General features: G+C 38.3%; 26 protein-coding genes. 18 read left to right on the top strand and 8 right to left on the bottom strand.

The genetic code is table 11. The features are described 5' to 3' along the window. The 3 genes from A5888_RS03565 (at position 1) to nth (ending at position 2,973) form a co-directional block, all read left to right on the top strand. Positions 1–1,500, top strand: coding sequence for a carboxypeptidase M32 (locus A5888_RS03565; RefSeq protein ID WP_086347860.1), 1,500 nt, complete (start codon positions 1–3; stop codon positions 1,498–1,500). 92 nt (positions 1,501–1,592) lie between these two features. Continuing rightward, positions 1,593–2,309, top strand: a complete 717-nt coding sequence (locus A5888_RS03560; RefSeq protein WP_086347859.1) for a DnaD domain protein — start codon at positions 1,593–1,595, stop codon at positions 2,307–2,309. A gap of 10 nt (positions 2,310–2,319) precedes the next feature. Continuing rightward, a complete protein-coding gene (gene nth / locus A5888_RS03555; RefSeq protein WP_086347858.1) occupies positions 2,320–2,973 on the top strand; it encodes an endonuclease III in 654 nt (217 codons plus the stop codon). A 92-nt stretch (positions 2,974–3,065) separates the two neighbouring features. On the opposite strand, the gene A5888_RS03550 is transcribed toward nth, so the two are convergent. Beyond that, positions 3,066–4,868, bottom strand: coding sequence for a glycerophosphoryl diester phosphodiesterase membrane domain-containing protein (locus tag A5888_RS03550; RefSeq protein WP_086347857.1), 1,803 nt, complete (start codon positions 4,866–4,868; stop codon positions 3,066–3,068). Between the two features lie 96 nt (positions 4,869–4,964). Beyond that, positions 4,965–5,564 carry a TVP38/TMEM64 family protein gene (locus A5888_RS03545; protein WP_170924696.1) on the bottom strand — a complete coding sequence of 200 codons (600 nt, stop codon included), beginning with the start codon at positions 5,562–5,564 and terminating at the stop codon, positions 4,965–4,967. A 514-nt stretch (positions 5,565–6,078) separates the two neighbouring features. Here A5888_RS03545 and rimM point away from each other — a divergent pair. Beyond that, on the top strand, positions 6,079–6,603 hold the full coding sequence (rimM, locus tag A5888_RS03540) for a ribosome maturation factor RimM (RefSeq protein WP_086347854.1): 525 nt from the start codon (positions 6,079–6,081) through the stop codon (positions 6,601–6,603). After that, positions 6,593–7,330 (top strand): tRNA (guanosine(37)-N1)-methyltransferase TrmD, encoded by a 738-nt coding sequence (trmD, locus tag A5888_RS03535; RefSeq protein WP_086347853.1) that lies wholly within the window; start codon positions 6,593–6,595, stop codon positions 7,328–7,330. Before rimM ends, trmD begins: the two co-directional genes overlap by 11 nt. A 436-nt stretch (positions 7,331–7,766) precedes the next feature. Here trmD and A5888_RS03530 read toward each other — a convergent pair whose 3' ends face one another. Next, the gene (locus tag A5888_RS03530; RefSeq protein WP_249274437.1) at positions 7,767–8,600 is read right to left on the bottom strand and encodes a LysR family transcriptional regulator; all 834 of its coding nucleotides are present in this window, start codon (positions 8,598–8,600) and stop codon (positions 7,767–7,769) included. Positions 8,601–8,733: 133 nt separating this feature from the next. Here A5888_RS03530 and A5888_RS03525 point away from each other — a divergent pair, with 133 nt between their 5' ends. The 8 genes from A5888_RS03525 (at position 8,734) to rplS (ending at position 15,818) form a co-directional block, all read left to right on the top strand. Further along, positions 8,734–9,810 (top strand): YeiH family protein, encoded by a 1,077-nt coding sequence (locus A5888_RS03525; RefSeq protein ID WP_086347851.1) that lies wholly within the window; start codon positions 8,734–8,736, stop codon positions 9,808–9,810. A 422-nt stretch (positions 9,811–10,232) separates the two neighbouring features. Continuing rightward, complete coding sequence (rsxC, locus tag A5888_RS03520; protein ID WP_212647166.1) at positions 10,233–11,561, top strand: electron transport complex subunit RsxC; 1,329 nt, start codon at positions 10,233–10,235, stop codon at positions 11,559–11,561. After that, positions 11,558–12,523, top strand: coding sequence for an RnfABCDGE type electron transport complex subunit D (locus tag A5888_RS03515; RefSeq protein WP_249274410.1), 966 nt, complete (start codon positions 11,558–11,560; stop codon positions 12,521–12,523). The genes rsxC and A5888_RS03515 overlap by 4 nt, the downstream gene beginning before the upstream one ends. Further along, positions 12,507–13,070 carry an FMN-binding protein gene (locus tag A5888_RS03510; protein WP_086347850.1) on the top strand — a complete coding sequence of 188 codons (564 nt, stop codon included), beginning with the start codon at positions 12,507–12,509 and terminating at the stop codon, positions 13,068–13,070. Before A5888_RS03515 ends, A5888_RS03510 begins: the two co-directional genes overlap by 17 nt. 21 nt (positions 13,071–13,091) lie before the next feature. After that, positions 13,092–13,781 carry an electron transport complex subunit RsxE gene (gene rsxE / locus A5888_RS03505; protein ID WP_086347849.1) on the top strand — a complete coding sequence of 230 codons (690 nt, stop codon included), beginning with the start codon at positions 13,092–13,094 and terminating at the stop codon, positions 13,779–13,781. Beyond that, on the top strand, positions 13,781–14,371 hold the full coding sequence (locus A5888_RS03500) for an electron transport complex protein RnfA (RefSeq protein ID WP_086347848.1): 591 nt from the start codon (positions 13,781–13,783) through the stop codon (positions 14,369–14,371). The genes rsxE and A5888_RS03500 overlap by 1 nt, the downstream gene beginning before the upstream one ends. A gap of 17 nt (positions 14,372–14,388) precedes the next feature. After that, a complete protein-coding gene (locus A5888_RS03495) occupies positions 14,389–15,201 on the top strand; it encodes an RnfABCDGE type electron transport complex subunit B (RefSeq protein WP_086347847.1) in 813 nt (270 codons plus the stop codon). Positions 15,202–15,470: 269 nt separating this feature from the next. Continuing rightward, positions 15,471–15,818, top strand: coding sequence for a 50S ribosomal protein L19 (gene rplS / locus A5888_RS03490; RefSeq protein WP_086347846.1), 348 nt, complete (start codon positions 15,471–15,473; stop codon positions 15,816–15,818). Positions 15,819–16,145: 327 nt separating this feature from the next. On the opposite strand, the gene A5888_RS03485 is transcribed toward rplS, so the two are convergent. Continuing rightward, a complete protein-coding gene (locus tag A5888_RS03485; RefSeq protein WP_339101919.1) occupies positions 16,146–16,718 on the bottom strand; it encodes a TMEM175 family protein in 573 nt (190 codons plus the stop codon). Between the two features lie 345 nt (positions 16,719–17,063). Further along, positions 17,064–17,531, bottom strand: a complete 468-nt coding sequence (locus tag A5888_RS03480) for an Rrf2 family transcriptional regulator (RefSeq protein WP_339101918.1) — start codon at positions 17,529–17,531, stop codon at positions 17,064–17,066. Positions 17,532–17,650: 119 nt separating this feature from the next. Between A5888_RS03480 and A5888_RS03475 the strand changes: the two genes are divergently transcribed. From A5888_RS03475 to A5888_RS03455, 5 genes are all read left to right on the top strand, one after another. Further along, on the top strand, positions 17,651–18,496 hold the full coding sequence (locus tag A5888_RS03475; RefSeq protein ID WP_339101917.1) for an SDR family oxidoreductase: 846 nt from the start codon (positions 17,651–17,653) through the stop codon (positions 18,494–18,496). An 80-nt stretch (positions 18,497–18,576) separates the two neighbouring features. Continuing rightward, the gene (locus A5888_RS03470; RefSeq protein WP_339101916.1) at positions 18,577–19,359 is read left to right on the top strand and encodes a protein-ADP-ribose hydrolase; all 783 of its coding nucleotides are present in this window, start codon (positions 18,577–18,579) and stop codon (positions 19,357–19,359) included. Then, positions 19,334–20,176, top strand: coding sequence for an SIR2 family NAD-dependent protein deacylase (locus tag A5888_RS03465; protein ID WP_086347844.1), 843 nt, complete (start codon positions 19,334–19,336; stop codon positions 20,174–20,176). Before A5888_RS03470 ends, A5888_RS03465 begins: the two co-directional genes overlap by 26 nt. A gap of 106 nt (positions 20,177–20,282) precedes the next feature. Continuing rightward, positions 20,283–20,735, top strand: a complete 453-nt coding sequence (locus A5888_RS03460; protein ID WP_086347843.1) for a pyridoxamine 5'-phosphate oxidase family protein — start codon at positions 20,283–20,285, stop codon at positions 20,733–20,735. An 18-nt stretch (positions 20,736–20,753) separates the two neighbouring features. Beyond that, positions 20,754–21,614: an NAD(P)H-binding protein gene (locus A5888_RS03455; RefSeq protein WP_086347842.1), complete on the top strand. Its 861-nt coding sequence runs from the start codon at positions 20,754–20,756 to the stop codon at positions 21,612–21,614. A gap of 843 nt (positions 21,615–22,457) precedes the next feature. Here the strand turns inward: A5888_RS03455 and A5888_RS03450 are convergent. The 3 genes from A5888_RS03450 to A5888_RS03440 all read right to left on the bottom strand — a co-directional run bounded on the left by A5888_RS03450 (position 22,458) and on the right by A5888_RS03440 (position 26,203). Further along, complete coding sequence (locus tag A5888_RS03450; RefSeq protein ID WP_339101915.1) at positions 22,458–23,102, bottom strand: CatB-related O-acetyltransferase; 645 nt, start codon at positions 23,100–23,102, stop codon at positions 22,458–22,460. Positions 23,103–23,966: 864 nt separating this feature from the next. Beyond that, a complete protein-coding gene (locus A5888_RS03445; protein ID WP_139843800.1) occupies positions 23,967–24,773 on the bottom strand; it encodes a hypothetical protein in 807 nt (268 codons plus the stop codon). A 434-nt stretch (positions 24,774–25,207) separates the two neighbouring features. Continuing rightward, on the bottom strand, positions 25,208–26,203 hold the full coding sequence (locus A5888_RS03440; protein ID WP_086347839.1) for an AraC family transcriptional regulator: 996 nt from the start codon (positions 26,201–26,203) through the stop codon (positions 25,208–25,210). Positions 26,204–26,241 lie beyond the last annotated feature (38 nt).

The raw sequence follows: 26,241 nt of genomic DNA, 5'->3' as shown, positions 1-26,241 counted from the left end.
ATGAATGAAACATCATTTCTAAGAGAGATAAAAGAAATCGATATGCTGAATCAGGCATTAGGACTGTTGGAGTGGGATGGACAGACAGGAATGCCGGATGTATCAAGTAGTTTTCGAGGCGATGTTGTCGGTTATTTGAACAAGCTGGCTTTCGAAAAAAATACGGGTCCGGTCATCCAAGAGGCGGTTGCCTATTTTTCTGAACATCCTGATGAGTTATCTGAGGTTGGCAGTGAAGTATTCAATGAGGTCAAGGAAGAGTATGAGCGCAACTATAGTATTGCACCAGAGAAAATGGAAGCCTATCATGGAGAAATTTCTAAGGCGCATACGGCGTGGTTGAATGCGAGAGACAAGAAAGACTTTGCTGAGATGAAAACAGCGATTGGGAATCTGATTAGTTTTTTGAAGGAGTTCATCCCTCATTGGCAAAAAGAAGAAAAGACGCCCTATGATGTATTACTGAATCAATATGAACCAGGATTAACTGTTGAGAAGTTGGATCAGCTATTTTCAGAGCTGAAGACTGGGATTATGACTATCAGACAAGAGATTGCAGAAAAAGGGACAGTTCCTCGCACTGATTTTCTATCGCGTCATGTTTCGAAAGAACAACAGAAACGATTTGTCATTGATGTAGCTCAGCAATTAGGCTATGATTTCTCAAAAGGTCGTCTGGACGACACAGTTCATCCATTTATGCTGGATTTGAACAGAAACGATGCACGGATTACGACACGTTGGGATGAGAACAATTTCTCGATGGCTGTTTTTGGTGTTATTCATGAAGCCGGTCATGGTATTTATGAGCAGAACATCGATCCTAAATACGACTACACACCATTATCAACAGGTGCTTCTATGGGGATCCATGAATCTCAGTCACTCTTTAATGAAATCATTTTAGGTAGCAATAGAAGCTTCTGGAAAAAACAATACCCGCTGTTCCAAAAATATACAGAGGGTACTTTTGATGATATTGATTTTGATACATTTTATAGAGGCTTGAAAGAAACCAAAGCTAGCTTGATTCGTATCGAAGCCGATAGTCTGACCTATCCGTTGCACATTATCATTCGCTATGAGATAGAAAAAATGATTTTCAATGAAGAAGTTTCTTTGGAGGAGCTGCCAAAAATCTGGGCAGATAAGTATGAAGAGTATTTGGGGATTCGTCCTGAAAATGATTTGGAAGGCATCCTTCAAGATGTCCACTGGTCCGGCGGAAGCTTTGGTTACTTCCCATCTTATGCTCTAGGGTATATGTATGCAGCGCAATTGAACCATACGTTGAAGCAAGAAATAAATATGGACGATGTTCTTTTGTCAGATAACTATGCGCCGATTTACAATTGGATGACAGAAAAAATTCACCGTTATGGTGCTTCTAAGAAGCCAAATGAGTTAATTGTCAATGCAACGGGTGAAGCGTTGCGGTCAAGCTACTTGATTGACTATATGAAATCCGTATATTTTGATGTGTATCAAATAAAAGAATAATTTCTGTTGGTTTACTGAAAAGAAGCTTGGAGAGAGTTGAAGAAGAAGCGGTAAAACTGCTGAATAAATGTATAAGAGGGGAATGAGCGGTCATGCTGTCAATTCAAGAGTATTTAGAAGCCGGTGAAACAACGATTTCCAATCTGGTAATTGAACATTACCAGAAAATCGGGTTAAGTGATGAAGAGTTTCTTTTCTGGCTGCAGCTGTATCGTTCCCAGTCCAAAGGAGATTTGTTTCCGGATCTCATGGCAATCAGTGAGATCATGGGGAAACCCAAGGAAGCAATCTATCGCTTGTTGAATGAGCTAGTAATCAAAGGCTGTGTTCGAATTGATACCAAGCAGAACGAACAGGGACAGATGATGGATTCTTATGATTTGCTGCCAATCTTTCAGAAGATAGAAGCTGTTCAGAAAAAGCAAACAGTTCAAAAGCAGCTGCAAACAGAGGAAGAAGCGATCAAAGAGCTTTATCAGGGCTTTGAAAAGGAGTTCTCTCGACCGCTGTCTCCAATAGAATTGGAAATGATTGGTCAGTGGTTGGAAACAGACAGCTATAAACCAGAGCTGATTCGTCTGGCACTAAAAGAGGCTGTGTTGAATCAAGCATATAGCTTGAAGTACATTGATAGAATTCTTTTGGCTTGGGAAAGAAAAAACATCACAACGAAAGAACAGGTTGCTGATGATCAGAAGAAACGCAAACAAGCGTTGCTTCAAAAGGAAATTGAGGAAGAAAGTCAGACACAGGAGGAACTGCCACGAGTGACCTTGCATAACTGGTTGAATCCTGAGGACAGTGAATAGGAGGGTTCATATGATTTCAAAAGAAAAAACAATGGAAGCTATTACGATCATGTATGAGATGTTTCCGGAAGCTGTAGGGGAATTGCAGCATAAAAATCCTTTTGAACTTCTGATTGCTGTCATTCTCAGTGCTCAGGCAACCGATGTGTCGGTCAACAAAGCGACACCGGCATTATTTGCAGCTTATCCAACTCCGGAAGCAATGGCTGCCGCGCCATTAGATGACTTGATCGATAAAATCAAAACGATCGGTCTGTATCGTAACAAAGGTAAGAATATCAAGGCTTGTGCAGCACAGCTGATTGAACGTTTTGGGGGAGAGGTGCCTAAAACACGAGAAGAGTTGATTACTCTGCCGGGCGTAGGCCGAAAGACAGCAAATGTTGTTATGGGTGATGCATTTGGAGAACCTGCGATTGCTGTTGATACCCATGTTGAACGTGTCTCCAAACGATTGCGTATCTGTAAGCTAGATGCCAATGTAACTCAGGTCGAAGAAACCTTGATGAAGAAAGTACCTAAGGAACTGTGGGTAAAAACCCATCATACGATGATTTTCTTTGGCCGATACCATTGTCTGGCAAGAAATCCAAAATGTGAGATTTGTCCGTTGCTTTATATGTGTCAGGACGGTAAGAGTCGGATGCAAGGGAAAAATAACTAGTGAAAAAACCTTCTGATAGTCAGCAAAAGCTGTTGATCATCAGAAGGTCTTTTTTATTTCATACGTTCGCTTGAAGGTGTTGCTTGCTCAGATTACCCAATTCCTGTAACAAAGTAAAAGAGCTTGTCAGAATAGGTTGGTTCCTTCAAATCAGTTTTGATTGTATCATTTAAAAGCTCCATGTAATCCGTAATGATTCCATCAACTCCGTAGAACATCATACGTGTCATCGTGTCTTCATCATTTACCGTCCATGCATAGACCTTTTTCCCGTCGTTATGAGCAGCGTCAATGAAGTTTCTATTCAGGGTCGTGAATTCCATTGTAAAGAAGTCAACGGTTGATATAGGCGGACCTACGATATTGAAAGGCAGGATATACCCAACATAAAATCGAGGTTCCAGTTCCTTCAGCTTTGTTGCAACATCAAAGGTCAAGGTATGAAGAATATGTTTTTCTGCTAGAATCGTTTCGCCATACTTGGCGACAAAACGATCGACCATATCCGGGCTGTCTTGAGGTGTTGCTTTAATTTCAATCAAAAGTGGTTGCTCCAGTTTTTTTGCCTCACTCAGATAGTCGTCAAAAGAAACAACGGCTTCTTCCATGCCATTTTCTTTGGCAGTCAGCTGTTCAAGTTCGGCTAGAGTCAATTGGTTTGGTCGTTTATTTACCCCAGTTAGTTTTTTTAGATTGAAATCGTGCATGACGACAAATTGCGTATCCTTTGTTTCTTGAATGTCCATTTCAATATACGAAGGGTTTAACTTGCTTGTTTTTCTTAGAGCATCTAGGCTGTTTTGTACGCTATTGCTATTATCTACGCCGCGATGAGAAATCGTCAAGGGCTTCTTAATGGAATAATTACTCAAGTAATTGGTGTTGTAAGTTCCGACACCGATACCAAAAAGGGTTGCTATGAAAGCAAAGCCCGCAACTTTACCAAATGTCCAAGGTTTGCCTGGTAAGGCTTCTTCTCTTTTGTACCAAGAAGGAAGATCAGGGAGAAAGCCCTCATCATCCATAAAATCAATCGTGATATAAAAAATCCCAACGGTCGATAATACAATGTTCAGTAAAAACATAGCTTGAAGCAAAGTCATTGCGGCGACTGCTCCGGTGAGTGCATAGGATGGTAAATAGGCTTCTATTCCCGCTTGAGCAAGAAAAATCAGGGAATAACCTAGAGCAGCGACTACTAAGATCGTTCCACCAATAAAAATGAACTGTCCAAGTACCTTTAGAAACTGCCCCTTGGTGCTGCTCCAGCTCTCTTTTACCGCATCCTTAAAGCTCAAATCTCTTAGAATCATCTCTGGTAGCGCAAAGATTAGTCGGATAGAGAGATAAATCAATAGGAGATAAACGACAATCACAGAAGCGATAATAATTACACGATTAGCAAAAATATAATCCAAGATAAACGCTGGGATTTTTATTTTAGAAAGCAAATCAGAGTTAAAGCTTAACCCGCTCAAAGGTAGTACGAGAAAGAAATAAAATAGAAAGAAAAGAATCGTACTTGGTTTCACTTTTTTCAGCTGACTGATTGTTCCGACCAGTAGCTGCTTCAAAGAAATCGGCTCTTTCTTTTTGATAAAGAAGACACTCAAAAGGAGGAAGGTAAATTCTACAAAGACACTGATCAGAATGGCTACCAGAACAAGCAGCAGTGCAATGAGTACAGCGGGATGCTTGCTCAAAATAATTCCGATAGAATCGTAGGATAGATAATCGATTTTTCCTTGACGTAGAATAAAACGTGTTAGGCTCGAAAGAAACGGGAGTAAAATAAAGAGCATAAAGCCGTGAAGCAGTAACACATCACGAAAATAGGCAGTGGTGCTCTTCAAAAAATCAATAATATTTACTAGACTGTTTTTAAAATAATTCATCGTGGTTCATCCTATCTGTTATTTCATTATTCATGGATTGAAAAAGTCGGGACAGAATAACGTCCCGACCTTAGTTTCATTATAAAGATTTCTGGTCTAAAAGCCTAATAAAGAGTTCAGGAAAGAACCGCCGTAGATCAGTGCCAAGCTATAAATAGCGATGGACAATGGTTTTCCTAAAATGATGATGGCTGTGAATTTTTTAAGAGACATCTTCGTCAACCCAGCTAATAAGCAAAGAGCATCATCTGGCGAGAATGGGAACAGAATTGCTAGAATAAACAATCGTTCAAACCGATTTTCATTGTCTAGCCAGCCAATGTATTTGTTATAGGTTTTGTCACTAATCAAGCTAAGTACTAGTGGTTTACCATATTTTTTACTTAACATGAAAATGATAACAGAGCCAATTGCGATGCCAACATAGTTGTAAATGAAACCGGCAACCGGACCAAAAATCAGAACGCCTGCGGCACAACTAATCCCACCTGGAATAATCGGGATTACGACTTGAATGATTTGAATGAACATAAAAATCACCGGTCCGAGGATAACAGAATCTCCAACCAAGCCTCTCAAGGCGTTTGTATCTTGGAAAACCCCCAGTTTTAAAAAGTAGATAGTTACGATTATAGTAGCAACGATTCCTATGAAGGAAACCATTTGGATAATCTTTCTTGAAAGAGCAATACTCATCTGTTTCATCCCCTTGTAGTTGTAATTTCAATCTATTCAAGTAACTTAACTAGTTCTGTTGAAGCTACATTTATTCTATCATTGTTTCGCATATAAAATGAATAACAATATTGTAAGGAAGCGTAATGTAGGGCACAGACAAAAGATTTTGCTGCTTGAATAGTAACAACTACTTCTCTTGTCGCATTTACACGTTTATTATAGCCTGTTTTTTCATCCCGTACATCAAACTTTAGCCTGAAAAATGAAATTTTAAGATTCTCCGCAAAATGAAGAGAAATAAAAATGAGAGAATCCAGTGGTAACGGGAGTAAGTGAGCTTGTAACAGAAGCTGCTTCTGAAACATGGGATTGAGGCTAATGTCACACCCTTATATTTTGTGCTGAGGAATTATAGTAAAAACGAGAAAAAATCAGGCGAACAGCTTTGTCACATCTGGTTTTATTCGTTTGTAGTATTCAATGGAGAAAAATGATAAAATAAAAAAGATTATGAATGAAATGAGGTCTTTACATGGTTGAATATTTAAATGTAGGAAAAATTGTTAACACTCAAGGGCTCAAGGGGGAAGTACGGGTCATCTCTCAAACAGATTTTCCGGAGCTTCGTTACAAAAAGGGTTCTGTACTGACCCTGTTTCAGGATGGAAAACAGCCAAATCAGCTTGTGATAAAAAGTCATAGAAAGCATAAAAATTTCGATATTGTAAGCTTTGAAGAGCATCCGAACATCAATGATGTTGAAAAATACCGTGACGGCATCTTGAAAATTGAGAAGGATCAGGTTGGCTCGCTTAAAAATAATGAGTTCTATTATCATGAAATCATTGGCTTGAAGGTCGTTGATGAAGAGGGAAATGAGCTAGGGAAAATAAAAGAAATTCTCTCACCTGGTGCCAACGATGTCTGGGTCGTTCAACGAGTTAAGAAGAAAGACGTGCTGCTTCCATATATTGAATCAGTGATCAAGAAAGTTGACTTGACGAACGAACAGGTTATTGTAGAAATTCCAGAAGGATTGATTGACGATGAAGATTGACATTCTGACGTTGTTTCCAAGAATGTTTGAAGGACCTCTTGGGGAATCGATCATAGGAAAAGCAGTTGAAAAAGAACTGTTGGCTATTCAGGTATATAATTTTCGAGATTACTCAGATAATAAGCATCAAACAGTCGATGATTATCCATATGGCGGCGGTGCGGGGATGTTATTGAAAGCACAGCCGATTTTTTCGGCAATGGAAGCAATCGAGAAGCAAGCGCCTGAAACAAAGAAACGCGTGATTCTGTTAGACCCTGCCGGGAAACAGTTTGATCAAAGGATGGCAGAGGAGTTTTCAAAAGAAGAACACTTAGTGTTCATTTGTGGGCATTACGAGGGCTATGATGAACGAATTCGACAGTTGGTGACTGATGAAGTGTCATTAGGAGATTACGTGCTGACTGGCGGTGAGTTGGGAGCGATGGTCATGGTGGATGCTACGGTTCGTTTATTGCCTGAGGTGTTAGGAAACAATCTTTCTGCCCAGACGGATTCTCACTCTACTGGGTTGTTGGAACATCCACAGTATACACGCCCTGCTGAGTTTAACGGGATGATGGTGCCGGAAGTACTGATGAATGGCAATCATAAGCTGATCGAAGAATGGCAGTTAAAGGAATCGCTTCGTCGGACCTATTTACGAAGACCTGATATGCTTGAGAAATTAGAACTGACAGATCAAATGAAGAAGATGTTGGATGAAATAAAAAGAGAAGAAGCCTAAATAGGAGTGTCTCTAAAAGAGCATGACTGTTTTGAGGTTGGGACAGAAGTGTTCAGCTTCAAGCAATAAGGCGGAATTCACGAAAATTGCATCACAAATTTTTGTTGAATTTTGACTTATTGTCGAAGAAGTTGCTTCTGTCCCACCGTTTATTCGGTTTTAGATGTATAGAGGTGTGTGGGATTGAGTTATGTCCCACACACTTTTTACGTTCATAAGTCAAAAAAATCATGTTGAAGCTGATGTATATAGGAAATTTCTAATGCTGTGAAATCAACGAGCATGAAACGCTGACACAAGTTGGTCCCAGAGTCTTGAAACTGAATATACGGTGCTTTTAAAGCAGCTGTTTGCGAATAGACACACTTTTTACCACTTAAGAAAAATCACGATCTTCAGGTTCCCAAATGATTCTGATTTTGCTTTTGAAGAGAAATCAGTCGTTATATTTTTGGTTAACCCACCGTGTGATGAAACGAGCGCATTGAGCAATGGTTTCTGATTCATGGGCATCTCTTTCAAGAAGATAGAAGTTCCGTTCATAATTTTCCGTTAACGGCTCAGTATGGAGGCCGTCTGTTTCTAAAGCTGAAATGATTGAGCGACCGATCCCCATTCGCAGCAGCTTCGAAATCAATTCATTGCTGTTGATTTCTAAAAACGGTCCGGTAATATTATTTTCTTCAAAGTAACGTTTTGTGTAATGATAGACACCCGATGTCGATTCTCGAATCAACCATAACTCTTCATTTGGGTCTCCCGCAGCCACAAGCACATCTGACATTAAGGTTGTCCGTTTTAGAGTACCTGTTTGCAGAGGCATTTCAATAAAACCAAGATCAGCCTCATGCTTGTTCATGGCATTCAGTACGTCCAGTGAATTGCAGAGCGTCACTTTGAAGTCGATCATTGGAAAGATAGCCAGCAGCTCCTTAAGAAGTTCCGGCAAAATTTTCATTCCAAAGGTCAGTGAAGCAGCAATTTTTACTGTTTCCTTAAAAGTTGCTTGATTCACAACTAGCTGTTTTGTTGTCTCCCATTCTTCAAGAATGTTTAAGGACTGCTTATACAGTAGTTCAGCTTGAGGGGTAGGAATGATTTTCTTTTTTCCGTTTCTTGAAAAAAGCGAGGTTTCCAACTCATTTTCCAGTTGCTTGATCTGAGCAGATACTGTAGGTTGAGAAACGAAAAGAATTTCTGCCGCCTCTGAAAAATTTAGTGTCTCATAAACTGTTTTAAATGTTTCCAGTAATTTAAACAAAGAAATCACTTCCATCTGTTTTTTTAATATTAACTATCATAACAATAAATAAAAAGAATGAAAAGTGAGGTGTATAATAGCTTGTGTGAAGCAAAGTAAATAAGTGATCGTTCGATTCATCGTGGGATAGACAGGTGATTAGATGAATCAAGTAGTGAACGATTTTTATACAGTAGAAGGGGGAAATAAAGTGAAGCTTCGTCAATTGTTTGAATCTATTACTAAAAATTCATTTGTTTCGGGAGTGAGTTTATCTTTTTTTGTTGCTTTGATCAGTAAAGGGCTGGCTATTTTTTTGCCTCAACTAGGTGGCGCGACGATAGCGATTCTTTTAGGGATCGTTTTAGGAAATGCGATGGGACATCAAGAACGATTTGAGAAAGGAACGAAATTTTCTGAGAGTAGGCTGTTGGAAATCTCAGTCGTATTATTAGGTGCGACGGTGACCTTTCAAACCGTTGCTGAGATGGGCCTCAAAGGAGCAATTTTTATTGTCATCCTGATGTCAGGTACTATCTTGTTTACTTACAGGATGGGAAAACATCTGGGCTTTAACCAATCAATGGCATTAATGATGGCCGGTGGGAATGCTGTCTGTGGTTCTTCGGCGATTGCTTCGATTGCACCAGTTATTGGTGCGAAGGATGAGGAAAAAGGACAGATTATTACGCTAGTCAATTTGCTGGGAACAATCATGATGTTGACCTTGCCGTTTATTGGACTGGCCTTATTTGAAACAGATCTTATTGCTAAAAGTGCGTTACTTGGTGGAACATTGCAATCTGTTGGGCAGGTTGTCGCGGGGGCAAGTCTGTTAGATGAAACGGTTGTTCAATTCGCCATGCTATTTAAGATTATGCGTATTCTACTATTGGTCGTTGTTGTCTTTATTTTTGAAAAAATGGTCTCTCGAACTAAAACTACGCATGAAGCTACAGTTGGTCGTACTGCTAAAAAGAAAAGCTTACCATGGTATGTCACAGGCTTTCTAATTGTTTGTATTGTGAATAGCCTCTTTCACATTCCAGAATTTTTATCAGAATCTGCTCACTTTATCAGTGGTTGGTGTGAAGTAACGGCACTGGCGGCCATCGGATTGCGCTTGAACTTAAAAAAATTCTTGAAGGAAGGATCGAAATTCATGATTTATGGTCTTTCTGTAGGAGCCTTTCAAACGATTGGCGCAATCCTATTGATTTTTCTTTTGTTGAAAGGGTAGTTCGATACTCATTGACTATCTGATTATAAGTAGTTCAAAAAATGGCTAGATTTTTTGATAGAATAAATCAACTTAATAAGTTTTGATAAAATAATACCAGTTTGATGGATGCTTATCACTGTTAATCCAGTAAGTGATTCGTCAAACTTTTTTTGTGATTCAATTAATGATACTAACTATAGATTGTGAAAATAATTTTTATGTTTGCTCATGAGTTTTCAGTTTTTGATGTATTTTATTGAAAATATTATTGTTTAATTAAGAATAGAAAAGTATAATGAAATAGAGGGTTTAATTGGTTTGATTATTATTTTTCAATAGGTGAATGGGACATGTAATAATTATAAAATTTTAAACTAAAAAAATATTTTCACAATCTTTAGGTCGTTGACTCTTTTTTTATCAACTAAGGAGGTTTGAATGTGAGTAAAATTGTTCAAGTGTTTGCAAAGTTTCGAGGAGGGATTAGTCTTTCCCATAAAAAAGATACGGCTGATAATGTAACCGCTATCATTAATGAACCTTCTATGGTCATCATTCCCATGCAACAACACATTGGTGGGGCGTGTCAACCGATAGTCAAAAAAAAGGATCTAGTTAAGGTTGGTCAAGTGATTGGACGATCCACTGCTTATGTATCAGCACCGATCCATGCTTCGGTTTCTGGTAAAGTAAAAAATATAAAGCCCATTTTACTGTCAAACGGAAAGATGTGTGAAGCCATTCATATTGAGAATGATGACATGAATACCCCGGATCCAGACTTAAAGCCGATTGCTGTAACGAGCAAGGATGAGCTGCTGCAAGCTGCTTATGATAGTGGTTTGGTCGGAATTGGTGGAGCTGGCTTTCCATTGCATGTAAAGCTAGCAAACAAAGAAAACCATCCAATTGATCGGCTAGTGATCAATGGCGCAGAATGCGAACCGTATATTACCTCTGATTATCGGGAAATGATCGAATTTCCAGCGCGTATTCTTGCCGGTATAGAAACAGTCATGAAATATTTAGGCATTGAAAAAGCAATTATTGGAATTGAAGAAAATAAACCAGAGGCAGTAAAAGTAATTCGTGCGTGTTTGGAAAATAGATCAGATACATCCGCACAAATCGAGATAATGACACTTCCAACGAAATACCCTCAAGGTGCTGAGAAGATGCTGATCTATGCAACAACAGGTAGGAAAGTAGGAAAGGGTAAGCTTCCTGCACAGGCAGGCTGTCTTGTATTGAATGTCTCTACGGTTTCTCTACTTGAGCATTATTTAGAAACAGGCATGCCATTGACCCGAAAAAGAATCACTGTAGCAGGCGACTGCTTTGTTTCTCCTCAGAATGTTTCTGTTCCATTAGGTACTTCACTTAAGGATATCGTTGATTTTTGTGACGGTTTTTCTCAGACTCCTGACAAGCTTATTTTAGGAGGTCCTATGATGGGGATTGCTCAGTACACCTTAGATATTCCTATCACCAAACAAAACAATGCGTTGATTGCATTAGGCGAAAGTCATGCACTGCCGGAAGAATCTCCTTGTATTCGTTGTGGACGTTGTGTGACTGCTTGTCCTATGTCCTTATTGCCGCTTCAAATAGAGCGAGCGGTAAAAATGGAGGACAAGGAGATGTTGAAAAAATTGAATGCTTCAGCTTGTATGGAATGCGGATGTTGTTCTTTTGTCTGTCCATCCGGTCGAAAATTAGTACAATACATGAAGCAAGGAAAAATGTTGGAAGGGAGAACTGGAAAATGAATCAATCGACAGAAATGCTAAAGGTTTCGGTTTCTCCTCACCTTCATAGTGGCCGAACGAGTAGGAGCATCATGCTAGATGTGATCATTGCATTGGTTCCTGCAATTATTGCTTCAGGAATTATTTTTGGTTTCAGAGCGATCTTTCTAATTGTCGTGACAACTCTTTCTTGTGTTCTAAGTGAATATGTATTTCGACGGTTACTGAAACGACCGCAAAGCATTGGTGATTTGACAGCTGTTGTCACTGGCATTTTGTTGGCCTTGAACTTGTCTGTGACGTTGCCTTTTTGGATGGCTGCGTTAGGCGGAGCTATTGCTATTATTATTGTGAAGCAATTCTTTGGTGGTGTCGGGCAAAATTTTGTTAATCCGGCAATCACAGCAAGAATCGTTTTACTCATGTCTTTTGCCTCTCAGATGAATGTCTGGAAGGAACCTTTTTACTATTTAGCTGATTCAACGGACGCCATATCTGCAGCTACTTATTTTGCCGATGCAGCAGAAGGAAAGCTTCCTTCTATCACAGATATGTTTTTAGGAATTCGAACAGGAAGTCTGGGGGAAACTTGTGCCATTGCTCTCATTTTAGGTGGTTTATATTTGATTTTCAGAAAAGTAATTACCCCTTTGATTCCGTTATGCTTCATCGGAACAGTTGCAGTATTGAGCTTTATTCTCGGTGGTGATCCAGTGTATCAAATATTGTCCGGTGGGCTACTTTTAGGAGCTATTTTCATGGCGACCGATTACACAACGTCGCCAATTACGACGAAGGGCAAAATCATTTTCTCTGTCGGCTGTGGCTTGATCACCGTTCTCATTCGTTTTTATGCTTCTTTGCCGGAAGGTGTTTCGTATGCCATTTTACTGATGAATATTTTAGTACCACACATTGATACCTTGACGATACCAAAAGCATTTGGGGAAAAGCGAGGGGATGTAAATGAAACAGTCAAATAGTCGAGCCGTGATTTCAGGTACAGTTTGTTTGCTGATCATCTGCTTTGTCGTGACACTAACTGTTTCGGGAACAAGGGCTGCTTTCAAAGATAAGATTGCAGAACAGGAATGGCTGAAGCAACAGGAATCCATGAGTCGGATCATCAAAGCAGACACCTACGAGGAATTACCTGTAGAAGAGGGAGAGCAAGCGTATCTTGCACTAGATGAAAGTGGTAAAACATTGGGCTATATCTTTGTTACAGAAGCGTATGGTTATGGAAGCATGATCAGCGTAATGAGCGGTATTTCGGAGGAGCAAGTCGTAGGTGTTGAGATTTTGGACTGTTCGAGTGAGACACCCGGATTAGGACAGAATGTGGCAGAGCCTTCCTTTAGCAAGCAGTTCAAAGGTGTGACAGAACCACCGATAGTCACGAAAACAGCAGCTAGGTCAAAGAATGAGATTGAAGCAGTAACCGGGGCAACAAAGTCTTCGACAGCAGTGGCAGACGCAGTAAGCGAGGCCATGAACTTATATCGAACCTATATCGATTCAGTGGAGTAATGAGAAAGTGAGGGAAATCTGTTGGAAAAACCAAAATTACTACCTATTTTTACTAAAGGAATTATTCAAGAAAATCCCGTATTAAAGCTGGTTTTAGGTACTTGTCCGGCATTAGCAGTAACGACTTCCGCTATGAATGGCTTAGGGATGGGGATTGCTGCGACCGTTGTTTTGTTAGGCTCAAATGTGGTGATTTCTTCCTTGCGAAAAGTCATTCCTGACCGTGTGCGGATTCCGGCATTTATCACGATTATTGCTGGTTTTGTAACGGTTGTTCAGCTGCTGATCAAAGCGTTGGCCCCCGCTTTGGATGCGACCTTGGGTATTTATTTACCATTGATTGTTGTAAATTGTATCATTCTAGGTCGGGCAGAAGCTTTCGCAAAAAATAATACAGTCGTGCATTCGGCTTTAGATGGCTTGGGTATGGGTGTCGGTTTTACTTCTGCATTGCTGCTCATGGGCGGGATTCGCGAGTTGCTTGGCAGTGGGACGATACTTGGGTTTGCCGTTACGTCTAACTTTATCACCCCAATGACGGTGATGCTGTTGCCACCTGGCGGGTTTTTTGTGTTCGGAATGTTGATCATGCTCGTTAATAAGCTTGGTGAACAAAAAGGGAGAGAGTTGGATTGCTCAGCTTGCCCTATTGCAGAGGCTTGTCCAAGCGTTGACTCATGTGAAATTGAAGAGGAAGGGGGAGAACGCTAATGCAGATGATGCTGACAATCTTAGTCGCTGGTATTTTAACAGATAATTTTGTTTTGGCACAGTTTTTGGGTATCTGTCCATTCCTTGGTGTTTCTAAGAAGTTGGATACAGCGGTAGGGATGTCTTTAGCCGTGACCTTTGTGATGGTCATTTCGACATTAGTCACTTATCCAATTTATACATGGATACTCGTTCCTATGGGATTGGATTACTTGCAGACGATCGTCTTTATTTTAGGAATAGCTGCTCTTGTTCAGCTAGTGGAAATTTTGCTGAAACGCTACATGGAATCACTTTATAATGCGTTAGGCATATACTTACCGTTGATTACAACAAACTGCGCGGTGTTAGGTGTCACATTGCTTCATCATGCAAAGAATTATACCTTTTTACAAGCAATCGTTAACGCTTTTGCGGGTGGCTTAGGCTTTTTGCTCGCAATGGTCATCTTTGCCGGTGTCCGACAACGATTGGAAGGAAATGATATTCCAGAAGCCTTAAAAGGGATGCCGATCACACTTGTTTCCGCTGCCATTGTTTCTCTGTCCTTCCTTGGTTTTGCCGGTCTGGCAGAAGGACTGTTCAATTAGTAGAGAGAGGGAAGACTATGCTAGAAAGTATTATTGCACCTATCCTTATTGTGTCAGGAATAGGGTTGATTTCAGGAGTGGGCTTGTCGATCGCTACGATTATCTTTGATAAGCCTGCAGATAAGAAAGAAGAGGCGTTGAGAGAAATTCTTCCAGGCATCAACTGTGGGGCCTGTGGATTTACAGGCTGTGATGGGTATGCAAAAGCGATGGCTGGTGAAGAAGCGGGTGCCACTCTGTGTACACCTGGTGGAATCGATGTCCAAACGCGTTTATCTGAAATTTTAGGCACTGCTGTTGGAGAGTATCGCCGAACCGCTGCCTTTGTTCATTGTAATGGAACCTGTAGCCATACGAAAGAGAAAATGAATTATACAGGGGCGGAGACTTGCTACGGTGCCAGCCAGATCTTTGGCGGTCCAAGCAGTTGTCAGTCAGGCTGTATGGGCTATGGCGATTGTGTTGCTGTCTGTGCGTATGATGCAATTCATGTTGTAGACGGCGTCGCTATAGTGGATGAAGCTAACTGCGTGGGTTGCTTAAAGTGTATTGAAGCGTGTCCAAAACTGCTGATTCGTATGCTTCCAGCGGCAGAAACCTCGGCTGTTGTCTGTGCGAATCATGATCGTGGCGGAGCGGTCAAGAAGCTTTGCGAAGTCGGCTGTATTTCCTGCAATAAATGTGTTCGAAGCTGTCCGGTTGAAGCAATTACAATGGAGGATTCATTGGCAGTGATCGATCCAGAGTTATGTACAAATTGCGGGAATTGTATTGAGGTGTGCCCGCAAAACTGTATCGTAGAAGTAGGAACATGTGCTAAAGCAGGCTAGGAGCTTTGAATAGGCTGAGAGAGAGTAGTCTGCGTTTTAGCTATCACTGACATTCATGAGGTCAAATGCATAGATAATGTAAAAATGATTATAATAATTATAGGAAATACTATAAATGCAGGGTTTATCTGGGATATAAAGAAAATTTCCTTTACAGTAAAAATGGTCTGTGCTAAAATGATTTGGTGAGTGCAAAAGTGCTCATCTATTACGATATTCCGCTGTGACAGATTGCTCATAAGAATGTTTTGTATAAGGAGAAGGATAAAATGAATCCATTGATCGAAGAATTAACAAAGGAACAACTACGTTCTGACATTCCAGCGTTTCGCCCAGGGGACACAGTACGTGTTCACGCGAAAGTTGTCGAAGGTACTCGTGAACGTATCCAGATTTTTGAAGGTGTTGTAATCAAACGCCGCGGAGCTGGAATCAGCGAGACTTACACAGTACGTAAAATGTCTGGCGGTGTAGGTGTGGAACGTACATTCCCATTACACACTCCACGTGTTGCGCAAATCGAAGTAGTTCGCTACGGTAAAGTACGTCGTGCAAAATTGTACTACCTACGTGCATTACACGGAAAAGCAGCTCGTATCAAAGAAATCCGTCGTTAATTCATTATTATCGAATGAGATTGAACCCCTTGAGAAATCAAGGGGTTTTTTGTTGTATGTTCTGAAAGCATTCGGGACATGAGTTAAAAATAGAAGACGGCAATGCGTTCAGAAAAAATGAATTCATTGCCGTTCTTGTCTATAAAAAAGAACACTCTCGTTAAAATGAAAGCATCGACCTAATCAAATTAGGGGGTGCTCTTAGGTTCAAATGTTTTAATACAAATTTAATAGCTCTTGCTTTACTCTGTTATCAATAGATCGATTTACAAATTTGGAAAAATGCTATTTATCGAAATGAAAAATGTGCTTTCGTCAATAAAAAAACTAAATCGTTGCATGCCCGTTACGATTAAAAACGATTGTAAATATTCCAGCAAAAAATAGCACAATCCAAGTAAAAATAGGGAAATACCAACTAATGATGAATGAAAGCAAGCCGCCTCCAACAAAAATAGTGAAATCTTGTTTATTCAAAAAACCGATTGCTTTGATTCGTTTTGCATTCACAGGGTTCGACTCAGCTAATGCATAACTCAAATAAATATAGCTAACTACCCACAAAAAGGTATTCGCCAGGTAGAGTAATGACGCTCCTCGATACGTCGGGAATTTTCCAGCAAAAGAGGTTGTAAAAGGGATTAGAGATAGAAAAAAGAGCCAAATGCCATTGCTCCAAAAAATTTTCTTAGACATCTTCTCTGATAGTTTGAATAGTAGATAGTGATCATACCAAGTTATGAATATCAACAGAAAACTAACCACATAAACTAAAAAGCTCTGCCATTCATCGAACACTAAACGAATATCTGGACTGTCCGGTGATTTGAACTCCAAAACCAAAATTGTTACGACTATGGCAATCACAGCATCACTCGAAGCTTCTATTCTACTTTTCATAAAACCAACTCTTTTCTTCACTTTATGAATCTAATAGTAAATAAAAAAAATTGAAAAGAAAAATATTACGCTTTTTTTTATGAATCATGGCTAAATGATTCTTTCCTTGCTTGAACATAGTCTATATTCAAAATTGTCAGTAACAGTGGATTATACCTTAACCTACGTCAGAAAAAGAGGATTTTAATTATCTTTTACTACTGACTCATGCAAATAAAAGCGAGGAAGAGCATGTTTCTTGATTAAAGGAAAGTATCACTATTGTTTAGCTTTAGAACAAAATAGGAAGATTATTTTAAGAGTATTTATAAGATTTTTCTCAGGCGCGGCTGACTTGTGAAGGAATTACAAATACTCTTTTAATAATTCCTTGTTTTCCGGTCTGTTTTTAAGCTCAAGTACGGAAATATCATGTATTAATGTATCTAGTGTAATGTTGGCCATTTCTGCTTCTACTTTCTTTTGCAATGTTTCATAATTGTTTGCTAAAACAGCTTGAATATTGGCTCCAATAATACAATCTGGATTCGTTTTCGGATCAACTTGTATCAGATTAGTATTTCCTTCGATACTTTTGTAGATATCCAACAGGGATATTTCTTTAGGATTTCTTGCAAGCGCAGGTTTTGGTTTTCCAGTCTGAGTAATAATTAGATTTGATTTTTTTAAGTTGCTCATGATTCGTCTAACATTTGCTGGATTTGTTTCTACACTACTAGCTATCATCTCACTTGATAGGTAGCTGGTATCTTTATAAATCTCAATATATGCCAAAATATGGATAGCATCACTGAATTGTATGGAGTACTTCATTTTTTTCTTCCTTTCACATTTCTTTCTTGACTTATCTTACCATACTGTTTATTATAAAGGTGTAAATTATAAATGTACAGCTAAATTCTGTATAAATTAAAATTAGAGGAGTGGTTTCATTGACTTATTTAGTTACAGGTGCAACAGGTGGATTTGGTGGATATGCTTTAAAGTTCTTGAAAGAACTTGTTCCGGTTTCTGATATCTATGCTTTAGTTCGCAGTGAGGAAAAGGGGGCTGCATTGAAAGAAGCAGGTTTTAATGTGAGAATTGGTGACTATGCTGATGCAGAATCAATGAAAAAGGCCTTACAGGGAATAGATCGATTATTATTTGTTTCAGGTGCACCTGGCAATCGTCAGGAAGAACATGGCAACGTAGTGAAAGCTGCAAAAGAAGCAGGGATTTCTTATATTGCATATACTAGTTTTGCAGGAGCGGATAAAGCAGTAAGCCCTTTGGCAGCTGATCATATTTTTACAGAGAAATTAATTGAAGAAGCAGGGATTACTCATACATTTTTACGCAATAACTGGTATTTAGAAAACGAAATGCCAATCGTTGGTGCTGCATTAAATGGCGGAAAATTTGTCTATGCAGCAGAAAATGGCAAAACGGGTTGGGCATTAAAGCGTGAGTATGCTGAAGTTGCCGCAAAAGCTGTCTCAGGCACTGATTATCCTTCCATTCTTGAGCTATCAGGAACTCCTGTAACTTATGATGTTCTAGCAGAATCATTGAGAAAAGCAACTGGCAAAGAGTTTGACATTGTGCAATCAGATGATCAGGGATTCATTGACAATTTAGTTGCTGGAGGTCTGCCTCAACCAGTGGCAGAAATGTTCCTGTCCTTCCAATATGATATAAAAAATAATCAATTAGATGTTATTTCTGACGACTTCGAAAAAGCATTAGGTAAACCTCTGACAAGTCTGGAAGCCGGATTGAGAGAGCTGTTGAGCTAAAAACCGATAAAACTCCCCATTGCTTATATAAGCTGCAATTCGGGGAGTTTTTATTTTAATATGAAAGGTTGGTATAGGAAATGGGAGAAGAGAAACAGTTGTCATGGTTGATTGATTATTTGATAGAAGAAAATCAGTCATATAGAGACTTAGTTGTACCTGTTTCGATTGATGATAAGAGAGCTTTATTTCGTAGCTTGATGAATGTCAGAGCTCCTGAACCAATCGATGAGGAATTTCTAGTTATTCAAAATAGTTATTTGCAAAAACAGCTATCGGCAAAACAAGTGTTCAGGTTATCTGATAGCTCCTCTTATTCGCAAAATTTATTTTTATGGCAAGGCGATATTACATTATTGGCTGTTGATGGAATTGTGAATGCTGCAAATAACCAACTATTAGGTTGTTTTGTCCCATTACATCGTTGCATTGATAATGCAATTCATTCAGCAGCCGGTGTTCAATTACGATTGGCCTGTTTTGATTTAATGGAGGAACAAAAAGAAGCGGAAGAAACAGGAAAAGTAAAAGTAACATTTGGCTATAATCTGCCGGCACACTATGTATTTCATACGGTAGGACCGATCGTTTCGGGTGTGGTAACTGAAAAAAATGAAGAGCAATTGGCCCAATGTTATGAAAGTGTGTTGGCTAAAGCACAGGAAATGGGGCTGGAAACGTTAGCTTTTTGCTGTATCTCAACGGGAGAATTTAGATTTCCAAATGATTTGGCTGCGAAGATTGCCATAACAACTGTACAAAAATTTATCAAGGAAAAATCCAGTCATTTAAAGGTCATCTTTAATGTTTTTAACGATACAGATAAGGAGTTATATCATGACTATCTACAAAAAATTAGCTAAAACGGTTGACTTGTTAAGTACGGCTGAAGCAATAGTTATCGGTGCTGGATCAGGATTATCAGCAGCAGCAGGCATCACATATTCAGGGCCGAGATTTGAAGAGCTGTTTGACGATTTCATTTCACACTATCATTTTTCAGATATGTACTCTGCTGGATTTTACCCCTTTGATTCCTTGGAAGAATATTGGGCTTATTGGAGTAAACACATTTACTATAATCGCTATGCTCTAGAAATAGGGCAGCCTTATAAAGACTTGTTGAAACTTCTAAAGAAGAATAATTATTTTGTCATAACTACGAATGTCGATCATCAATTTCAAAAAGCAGGATTTGATAAAGAACGACTATTTTATACGCAAGGAGATTATGGATTATTTCAATGTTCTAAAGCCTGCCATAAAAAAACGTATGAAAATGAATCAATCATCAATAAAATGGTTGAGTATCAACAAGATTTTAAAATTCCGAGTTGGCTGGTTCCTCACTGTCCCAAATGTGGAGAGCCATTTGCGGTTGATCTTCGGGTTGATCAGTATTTTGTTGAAGATAATGGTTGGCAGCAAGCTCAGAAGCGTTACCAAAATTTTTTAGAAGAAAACAAAGGGAAAGAGATTTTGTTTCTCGAATTGGGAGTGGGGTACAATACACCGGTTATCATTAAGTATCCTTTCTGGAAAATGACCTATCAGAATGATAAGGCATCCTATGTTTATTTTAATCAGGAGCAGCTGGTAGTACCGGATGAAATCAAAGAACAAACAATTGACCTGCAGGGAGATATCCGGCAAATTTTAGAAAAAATCGTAAATTTGTAGAAGGGCTGAATACAACAGAATGAAAAAGAATGTGATCATTGCACTTTTATCTCTAATATTAGTATTCAGTGTGCTTATAAACTATACTAACGGGAGTGATAACCAAATGAAGCATGAACAGATGAAAATAGAAGATTATTTGCAGTTTCTGAATGAGGAAATCCATTCTACGGTGTTTTCGACGGTAGATAATGATGGAAAACCGATGTCTCGTGTGATTGATATTATGCTGGTAAAAGAAAATAAACTTTATTTTTTGACTGCCACGACAAAACCTTTTTATATTCAGTTATTGGAAAAGCCTTATGTTTCAATTACTGGAATGAAAGGGGAGGACTCAATGTCTTCTGTTTCGATAACCGTCAATGGAGAAGTAAGAGAAGTAGGGACAAAATATCTGGATGAGATTTTTGATAAAAATGCGTATATGAATGAAATTTATGAGACGGAGGAAAGCAAGAAAATTTTGCGTGTATTTGAAGTTTATAAAGGAACGGTTTCTGTCTTTGATTTGGGAACAAAACCAATCTATCAAAATAGCTTCGTCATCAACGAATAAAGGAAAAGAGGGAGCAGCTTGAATTATGCAGTAACAGGAGCTACAGGAAATTTAGGTAGTAGAATTGTGAAGGAATTGGTGAAGTTAGTAGGAGTAGAGGATGTTTTTGCACTTGTACATACATTATCAAAAGCAGAGAAGCTAAGAGAACAAGGTATTTCTGTTCGAGAGGCAGATTATTCTGATGTAAACAATATGGCCACGGCCTTGCAGGGAATTGATCTATTAATCTATGTACCAAGTAAAACCTACGATGTTCTTCAACGAGTGGTGGAACTGGAAAATACGCTCAGTGCAATGAAAACGTCAAAAGTGAAGAAAGTTATTTTTGTTAGTTTTTTTGCAGATCAGGAAAGCAATCCCTTCACCATGTCTCCGTATTATGGTTATGCTCCAAGACGTTTGGCAGGGTTGGACCTTGATTATGCCATTGTCAAAAATTCATTATACGCAGACCCACTGGTTCCATATCTGCCAGAATTAATTGAGCGGAAAAATATTATTTATCCAATCGGGTATGAAAAATTGTCTTTTATTACTTTGGATGACAGTGCAGAAGCATTAGCAAGATTAGCCATTCAGCCCCATTTAAGAGACAACGGACAAATATACCTATTGAGTCAAGAAAAAAATTATTCTATGGTAGAGCTGGGTCGTGTAATGAGTGAAGTAACAGGGAAAGATATTGGGTATCAACCAGTCACCTTAGATGAATTTGTGGAAATTTACAAGGGCGATGGTGATGGAAAAGAATTAGCTTCTATGTATCAGGGTGGAGCTTTGGGAATGTTAAGTGAAGTTACGACTGACTTCGAAAAAATTACGGGTCATGCACCTATGGGAATGGAGCAATTTTTACAAAAAAATAGTAAGAGATAAACAAAAACGGGGCTGGCTGATATTGGAAATCTCAAAGGATCCATAATGTTTGATCCAAACTTGAACAAGTGGGATATTAATAATAGTATCTCTGTTAAAAAAGGACTATGTTAAATGGATGTATTTGAGGCAAGTCCTTAAGTACATCCATTCTGCATATAACAAAAAAATCATTCAGAGACTTTGTATCCAAACGTGTGGTAATTTTTCTTGTGAATGACAAAATCGTCCATCTTTAGTGACTTTTGACAGAAAAATAGCTATTTGATAAACATTATTTTTGTGTCGCGCCAAATAAGTCGAAAGAAACTGTGCCATTTAAATCAAAAAATGACGTTTTAGCACGAACTCATAAACAAACTTGCTCAACGGAAGAGTTTATCAATGGATTTCAATTTTTTACAGTTCTATGACGCCGACCAGTTTCATTTACATTTAATACAAAGAAACTTCGAAAAGTTGTTGTAGATTTCTGAAAGTTAAAAAAGAATGCTGTAATTAGAAAATGCATTTTTTGATTTTTATAGTAAGGCTAGGATGTTTTTAACCTATTTTAATTTTTTGTGTCATTTAGGCTGTTTTTTTCCTACGAAATGATAGCGCAGAAAAAAGGAGCATCTATGAGGAATCAACAAATCGTATTACACATACTTAGCCAGACATATAGCCAGGTAAGAGTATTATTTGTTGGAGGATGTTCGAAAGCGCGTCTTGGACATGTATATAAAATAGCAACAGTAATATACCGAAATTTAACCCCTTGAAAAATCAAGGGGTTTTTGTGATTTTATCCGACTTTATAATATTTTGACAAGGTACCATTATTTTCTACTATCATTATCTCTATTTGATACTTAGTTTCAGTTTACCAATATCCCCTGTCTGAATAAACGAAATATTTTCTACAATTTTCTCAACAGACCAATCCCACCATTGAAGCGCTTCGAGCTGTTTAATCGTTTCCGCATCAAATCGCTGTCTGATTTGTTTGGCTGGTGCCCCTCCGACAATTGAATAAGGAGGCACATCTTTGGTCACTACTGATCTGGCGCCAATAATTGCGCCGTTGCCAATATGAACGCCTGCAAGAATGACCGCTTCATAACCAATCCAAACATCATTACCTATAATGATATCCCCTTTGTTATCCCAAGCAGAAGAGATATCTTCCGCCTGCAGCTGCCATTCTTCAAAGAAAATGGGAAAAGGATAGGTTGAAAGTGAACCAAGTGCATGATTGGCACTGTTGAAAATAAATTTTGCTCCGCTTGCTATGGAACAGAACTTCCCAATTTCTAACGTATCATGATTCACATATGGATAATGGTACAATACATTATTCTTTTCGAAATCTGATGGATTTTTAGCAGAATCATTATAGAATGTATATGCTCCAACGTTGATATTTGGTTTTGTAATAACATTTTTTAAATACACTGTTTCTAAATCATTTGTTCTTGGATATATTTTTTTATCTGAAATAGTCATATTGCTTCCACCTTTTTTAGTATTCGTTTTAAAAGACTATCTCAGAAAATACAATGCAACATTTCACATTGATCACCTTCCTCGTAGGTTTATGGTAATAGATTTCCGAATGCATTGCAACCTCTCTCTACCTCAGCGATATTGAAGCAACATTTCATTTGATTTTCACTAGAATGTATTGATGGTTTATCCTAAACTCGGATAAAAATTCAGGAACGAGGCTATGAAAAACAGACATAGTTCTATGAAAGATATGGAGACTGGCTTAAGTGCCTACAGTTTCCAAAAATTCCTTTTCATATTTGAACACAATTAACTGTGTATTTTTTTTTCAGGAGCTAGTAATACTAGAGAACAACCGATTAAAGCAGATGAAATTTTGGAAGATTGCCACCACAAGTTAGAGTATGTATATAATTTAACTATATTTACGGGTTGATAGACAGATTTATTGTTACCAAAATAAAAAGGGCGGTCTATTTTCCAAACGATTTTAAGTAGAACAAGGACAGTAAATAAAGAAGACTGTAATTATTTTCAGAAAAAACCTTTCAGATTTAGAGTGTTGACCAAAGTAAGCAAGAGCTATCGTGATGTTGAAAATTAGGAGTTAGGATTAAACGATACCAATCAGCTGATGAAATTAGGTAACTACTCATAGCTGGAGGGATTACTGTATAAACGAAATTTTCTTAACCGAGCGGAATTATTTATCTTGGTGATTGCTGACATGTGATATCTGAAATAAAAAGCAAATACCAAAAGTGTTTGCCATAGAGAAGAAGAAACAACAATAGTAAGACGCCTCAATTTATTTTTGCAGGTGTCTTACTATTCTGTTGGTTGTTTTTATATTATGTAAAACTATTGATCCTCCAACAACTTCGTATGATGTTCCAGTGTCATTGCAGAGATGTTTTGCATATGCTGATAGATATCTACTAATAGGTTTTGAGAGAGTTGAGCCAATTTCTCGTATTCTTCCGGCTGAAGTTCTTTTTTCTTTTGTTTTTCTATCAATTCTTGTTTGTGTTGAAGAAGATAGGCATTGTCACTGAACAAAACGCTGACTTCAATTGACTTATAAATACCATGAAGCTCTTTGAAGATATCTAAAGGGATAAACTTTAAGTAAATAGCGTAAAAATCAGTGATCTCTGTCCGAATATAATCCCCAATTTCTGTTGAAAGCTCTAAAGCTGAATGGTAAGAGGTATCTTTTCCAATGAGGTTTAGATTATATTTTTTAACAGAAGGAGTCAAGTGCTCCTCTAATAAAGCATTTTTCCAGAATTCAGCAGAAAGAGCATTTTCACGATCCATATATAAGTTATAAAAAGCGCTATCGACATCTTCATAGTTCTTTGTTGAGAAATTTTCCAGCAAGCAATATTTGATTGTCCAAATAAGCTGCAGTTGATCCTCCTTGGCTATTGAAAAATAGTCGGTATCTTCTCGTAGTTCTTCTATTTTTTCTTCTCGTTTTCGTAAAAAATTTTCCAAAAAAAACACAGTAGCGTAAATTTCTACAGGGGTAAAGGCTAAGCCGGCGATGAGGTTCAACAATATTCCACGAGGTGATTCGCCTAAAAATAGCAGTAGCAAATTTGTTAAAGCAAATAGAACAAACAATAAAAAGATAAAGAAGAGCTGTTGTCGATCTTTTTTCACAATCATTCATCTCCCATCTACTCTCTCAGTTTACCACGGCAGCTAGAGAAGGTCTGGTTAAGAGCATTTCCTCCCATGGTAATGCCTTAAGAGTAGCAATTGCCTAGGTTTATAGAATTAAAAATCCCTATATGAGCATCCTCAGTATTTGGCGATGGAGAAAGTGATTTAGAAATAGTTCAACCAGTTGGACGCCAATCGTAATGGGAATGGTGCAAAATAATTGAAGACCAAGAATCTTTTGCAGCAAAAGAAATCTGAAGTGATGGTATTTATTTTGCTTGTAATGGTTGGGACCCATAAAATGGAAAGAAAGATTGGACCAAGAGGGGTTAACTTCAAGCACTGAGTGGGTATTGCTTGATCATCTGAAATAAATCAAGAGCTTAGATTCCTATGAGCTCTTGAGATGCATCCTAACCCCAATCAACTAACTATTGAAACTTTTTCCGATATTCCTTCGGTGACTCATGATAGATATCTTGGAATTTCTTATAAAAGAAATTGATGTTTCTATAGCCGGCTTGTTGGATGATCTTTTCAATTGGTAGGTCCGTGTTTCTTAGTAAGGTCGTAGCGTGGGTCAAACGAATTTCTTGGACAAGATCGATAAATGATTTGCCCGCGTTTTTCTTGATGAAGCGACTAAGGTAGTTGCTGTTAAAATTGAATGCTTCGGCAAGGTCATTTAAGGTACAATTTCCTTGCCTTTTTTCAATATAGCTTAGAATGTTTCCGATATATAGTTGATTGTTTTCTTGATAGTATTGGGCTTTTTTTTCATGAAATGACCGTAATAATTCGGAAAAAATAATGAGCATATAAGAATCAATGATCTCCTTCGAAAAAAAGGAAGGTCCTAAATAATGAGATAAAATCCCAATGACGGCATCTTCTATGAATTCGTTATTCACTGTTTCAAAGACAATAAACTGATTGTGTTTTTGGTCCTCGGAAAGTGCATCGATAACAAATTTTGAGAGCGTATCATTATGTGCGATTTGACTCAACATTTTGGTGGAGAAATACTCTTTTTTTATTAGGAAATTGATAAGGATATCGTCTTCCCCAGTATCAAGAATCTGATGGATAACTCCAGTATCCAATAGACAAAAATCACCTTGGTTCAAAGAAATTTCCTCAGAGTTGATGATCATATCTATTTTTCCGGAATACACATAGCACATCTCGATGTAATCATGAGCATGTGGAGGCATAGGTGAAAATCGCGCATGCTTCACTAGTAAAAGCTGACTATCATTTAAAAAGTCGGTTATCTTTTCATTTTTTGAGATGGCGTACGCCAACGTTTTATTGTATGAAATCCGTTCATTCTCTTGTAAATGAAATGGATCGTCCTGCTGATTGATATGTTTGCGCTCTGTATCCGTGTATGTAAAAAGAAATTCTCTTATCTGTTGTTTATTCATTGTATCTCCTTTCTAACAAGTAATAAATGGTCAGTAAT

Source organism: Enterococcus sp. 9E7_DIV0242 (genome assembly GCF_002140975.2).
GTDB classification, from domain to species: domain Bacteria; phylum Bacillota; class Bacilli; order Lactobacillales; family Enterococcaceae; genus Enterococcus_L; species Enterococcus_L clewellii.
This window is presented reverse-complemented; position numbering and strand designations above follow the sequence as displayed.

Coding starts and splice junctions, on each gene's coding strand:
- A5888_RS03565 (WP_086347860.1), top strand. CDS start 1: ATGAATGAAACATCATTTCTAAGAGAGATAAAAGAAATCGATATGCTG.
- A5888_RS03560 (WP_086347859.1), top strand. CDS start 1,593: ATGCTGTCAATTCAAGAGTATTTAGAAGCCGGTGAAACAACGATTTCC.
- nth (WP_086347858.1), top strand. CDS start 2,320: ATGATTTCAAAAGAAAAAACAATGGAAGCTATTACGATCATGTATGAG.
- A5888_RS03550 (WP_086347857.1), bottom strand. CDS start 4,868: ATGAATTATTTTAAAAACAGTCTAGTAAATATTATTGATTTTTTGAAG.
- A5888_RS03545 (WP_170924696.1), bottom strand. CDS start 5,564: ATGAGTATTGCTCTTTCAAGAAAGATTATCCAAATGGTTTCCTTCATA.
- rimM (WP_086347854.1), top strand. CDS start 6,079: ATGGTTGAATATTTAAATGTAGGAAAAATTGTTAACACTCAAGGGCTC.
- trmD (WP_086347853.1), top strand. CDS start 6,593: ATGAAGATTGACATTCTGACGTTGTTTCCAAGAATGTTTGAAGGACCT.
- A5888_RS03525 (WP_086347851.1), top strand. CDS start 8,734: ATGAATCAAGTAGTGAACGATTTTTATACAGTAGAAGGGGGAAATAAA.
- A5888_RS03515 (WP_249274410.1), top strand. CDS start 11,558: ATGAATCAATCGACAGAAATGCTAAAGGTTTCGGTTTCTCCTCACCTT.
- A5888_RS03510 (WP_086347850.1), top strand. CDS start 12,507: ATGAAACAGTCAAATAGTCGAGCCGTGATTTCAGGTACAGTTTGTTTG.
- A5888_RS03500 (WP_086347848.1), top strand. CDS start 13,781: ATGCAGATGATGCTGACAATCTTAGTCGCTGGTATTTTAACAGATAAT.
- A5888_RS03495 (WP_086347847.1), top strand. CDS start 14,389: ATGCTAGAAAGTATTATTGCACCTATCCTTATTGTGTCAGGAATAGGG.
- rplS (WP_086347846.1), top strand. CDS start 15,471: ATGAATCCATTGATCGAAGAATTAACAAAGGAACAACTACGTTCTGAC.
- A5888_RS03485 (WP_339101919.1), bottom strand. CDS start 16,718: ATGAAAAGTAGAATAGAAGCTTCGAGTGATGCTGTGATTGCCATAGTC.
- A5888_RS03480 (WP_339101918.1), bottom strand. CDS start 17,531: ATGAAGTACTCCATACAATTCAGTGATGCTATCCATATTTTGGCATAT.
- A5888_RS03470 (WP_339101916.1), top strand. CDS start 18,577: ATGGGAGAAGAGAAACAGTTGTCATGGTTGATTGATTATTTGATAGAA.
- A5888_RS03465 (WP_086347844.1), top strand. CDS start 19,334: ATGACTATCTACAAAAAATTAGCTAAAACGGTTGACTTGTTAAGTACG.
- A5888_RS03460 (WP_086347843.1), top strand. CDS start 20,283: ATGAAGCATGAACAGATGAAAATAGAAGATTATTTGCAGTTTCTGAAT.
- A5888_RS03450 (WP_339101915.1), bottom strand. CDS start 23,102: ATGACTATTTCAGATAAAAAAATATATCCAAGAACAAATGATTTAGAA.
- A5888_RS03440 (WP_086347839.1), bottom strand. CDS start 26,203: ATGAATAAACAACAGATAAGAGAATTTCTTTTTACATACACGGATACA.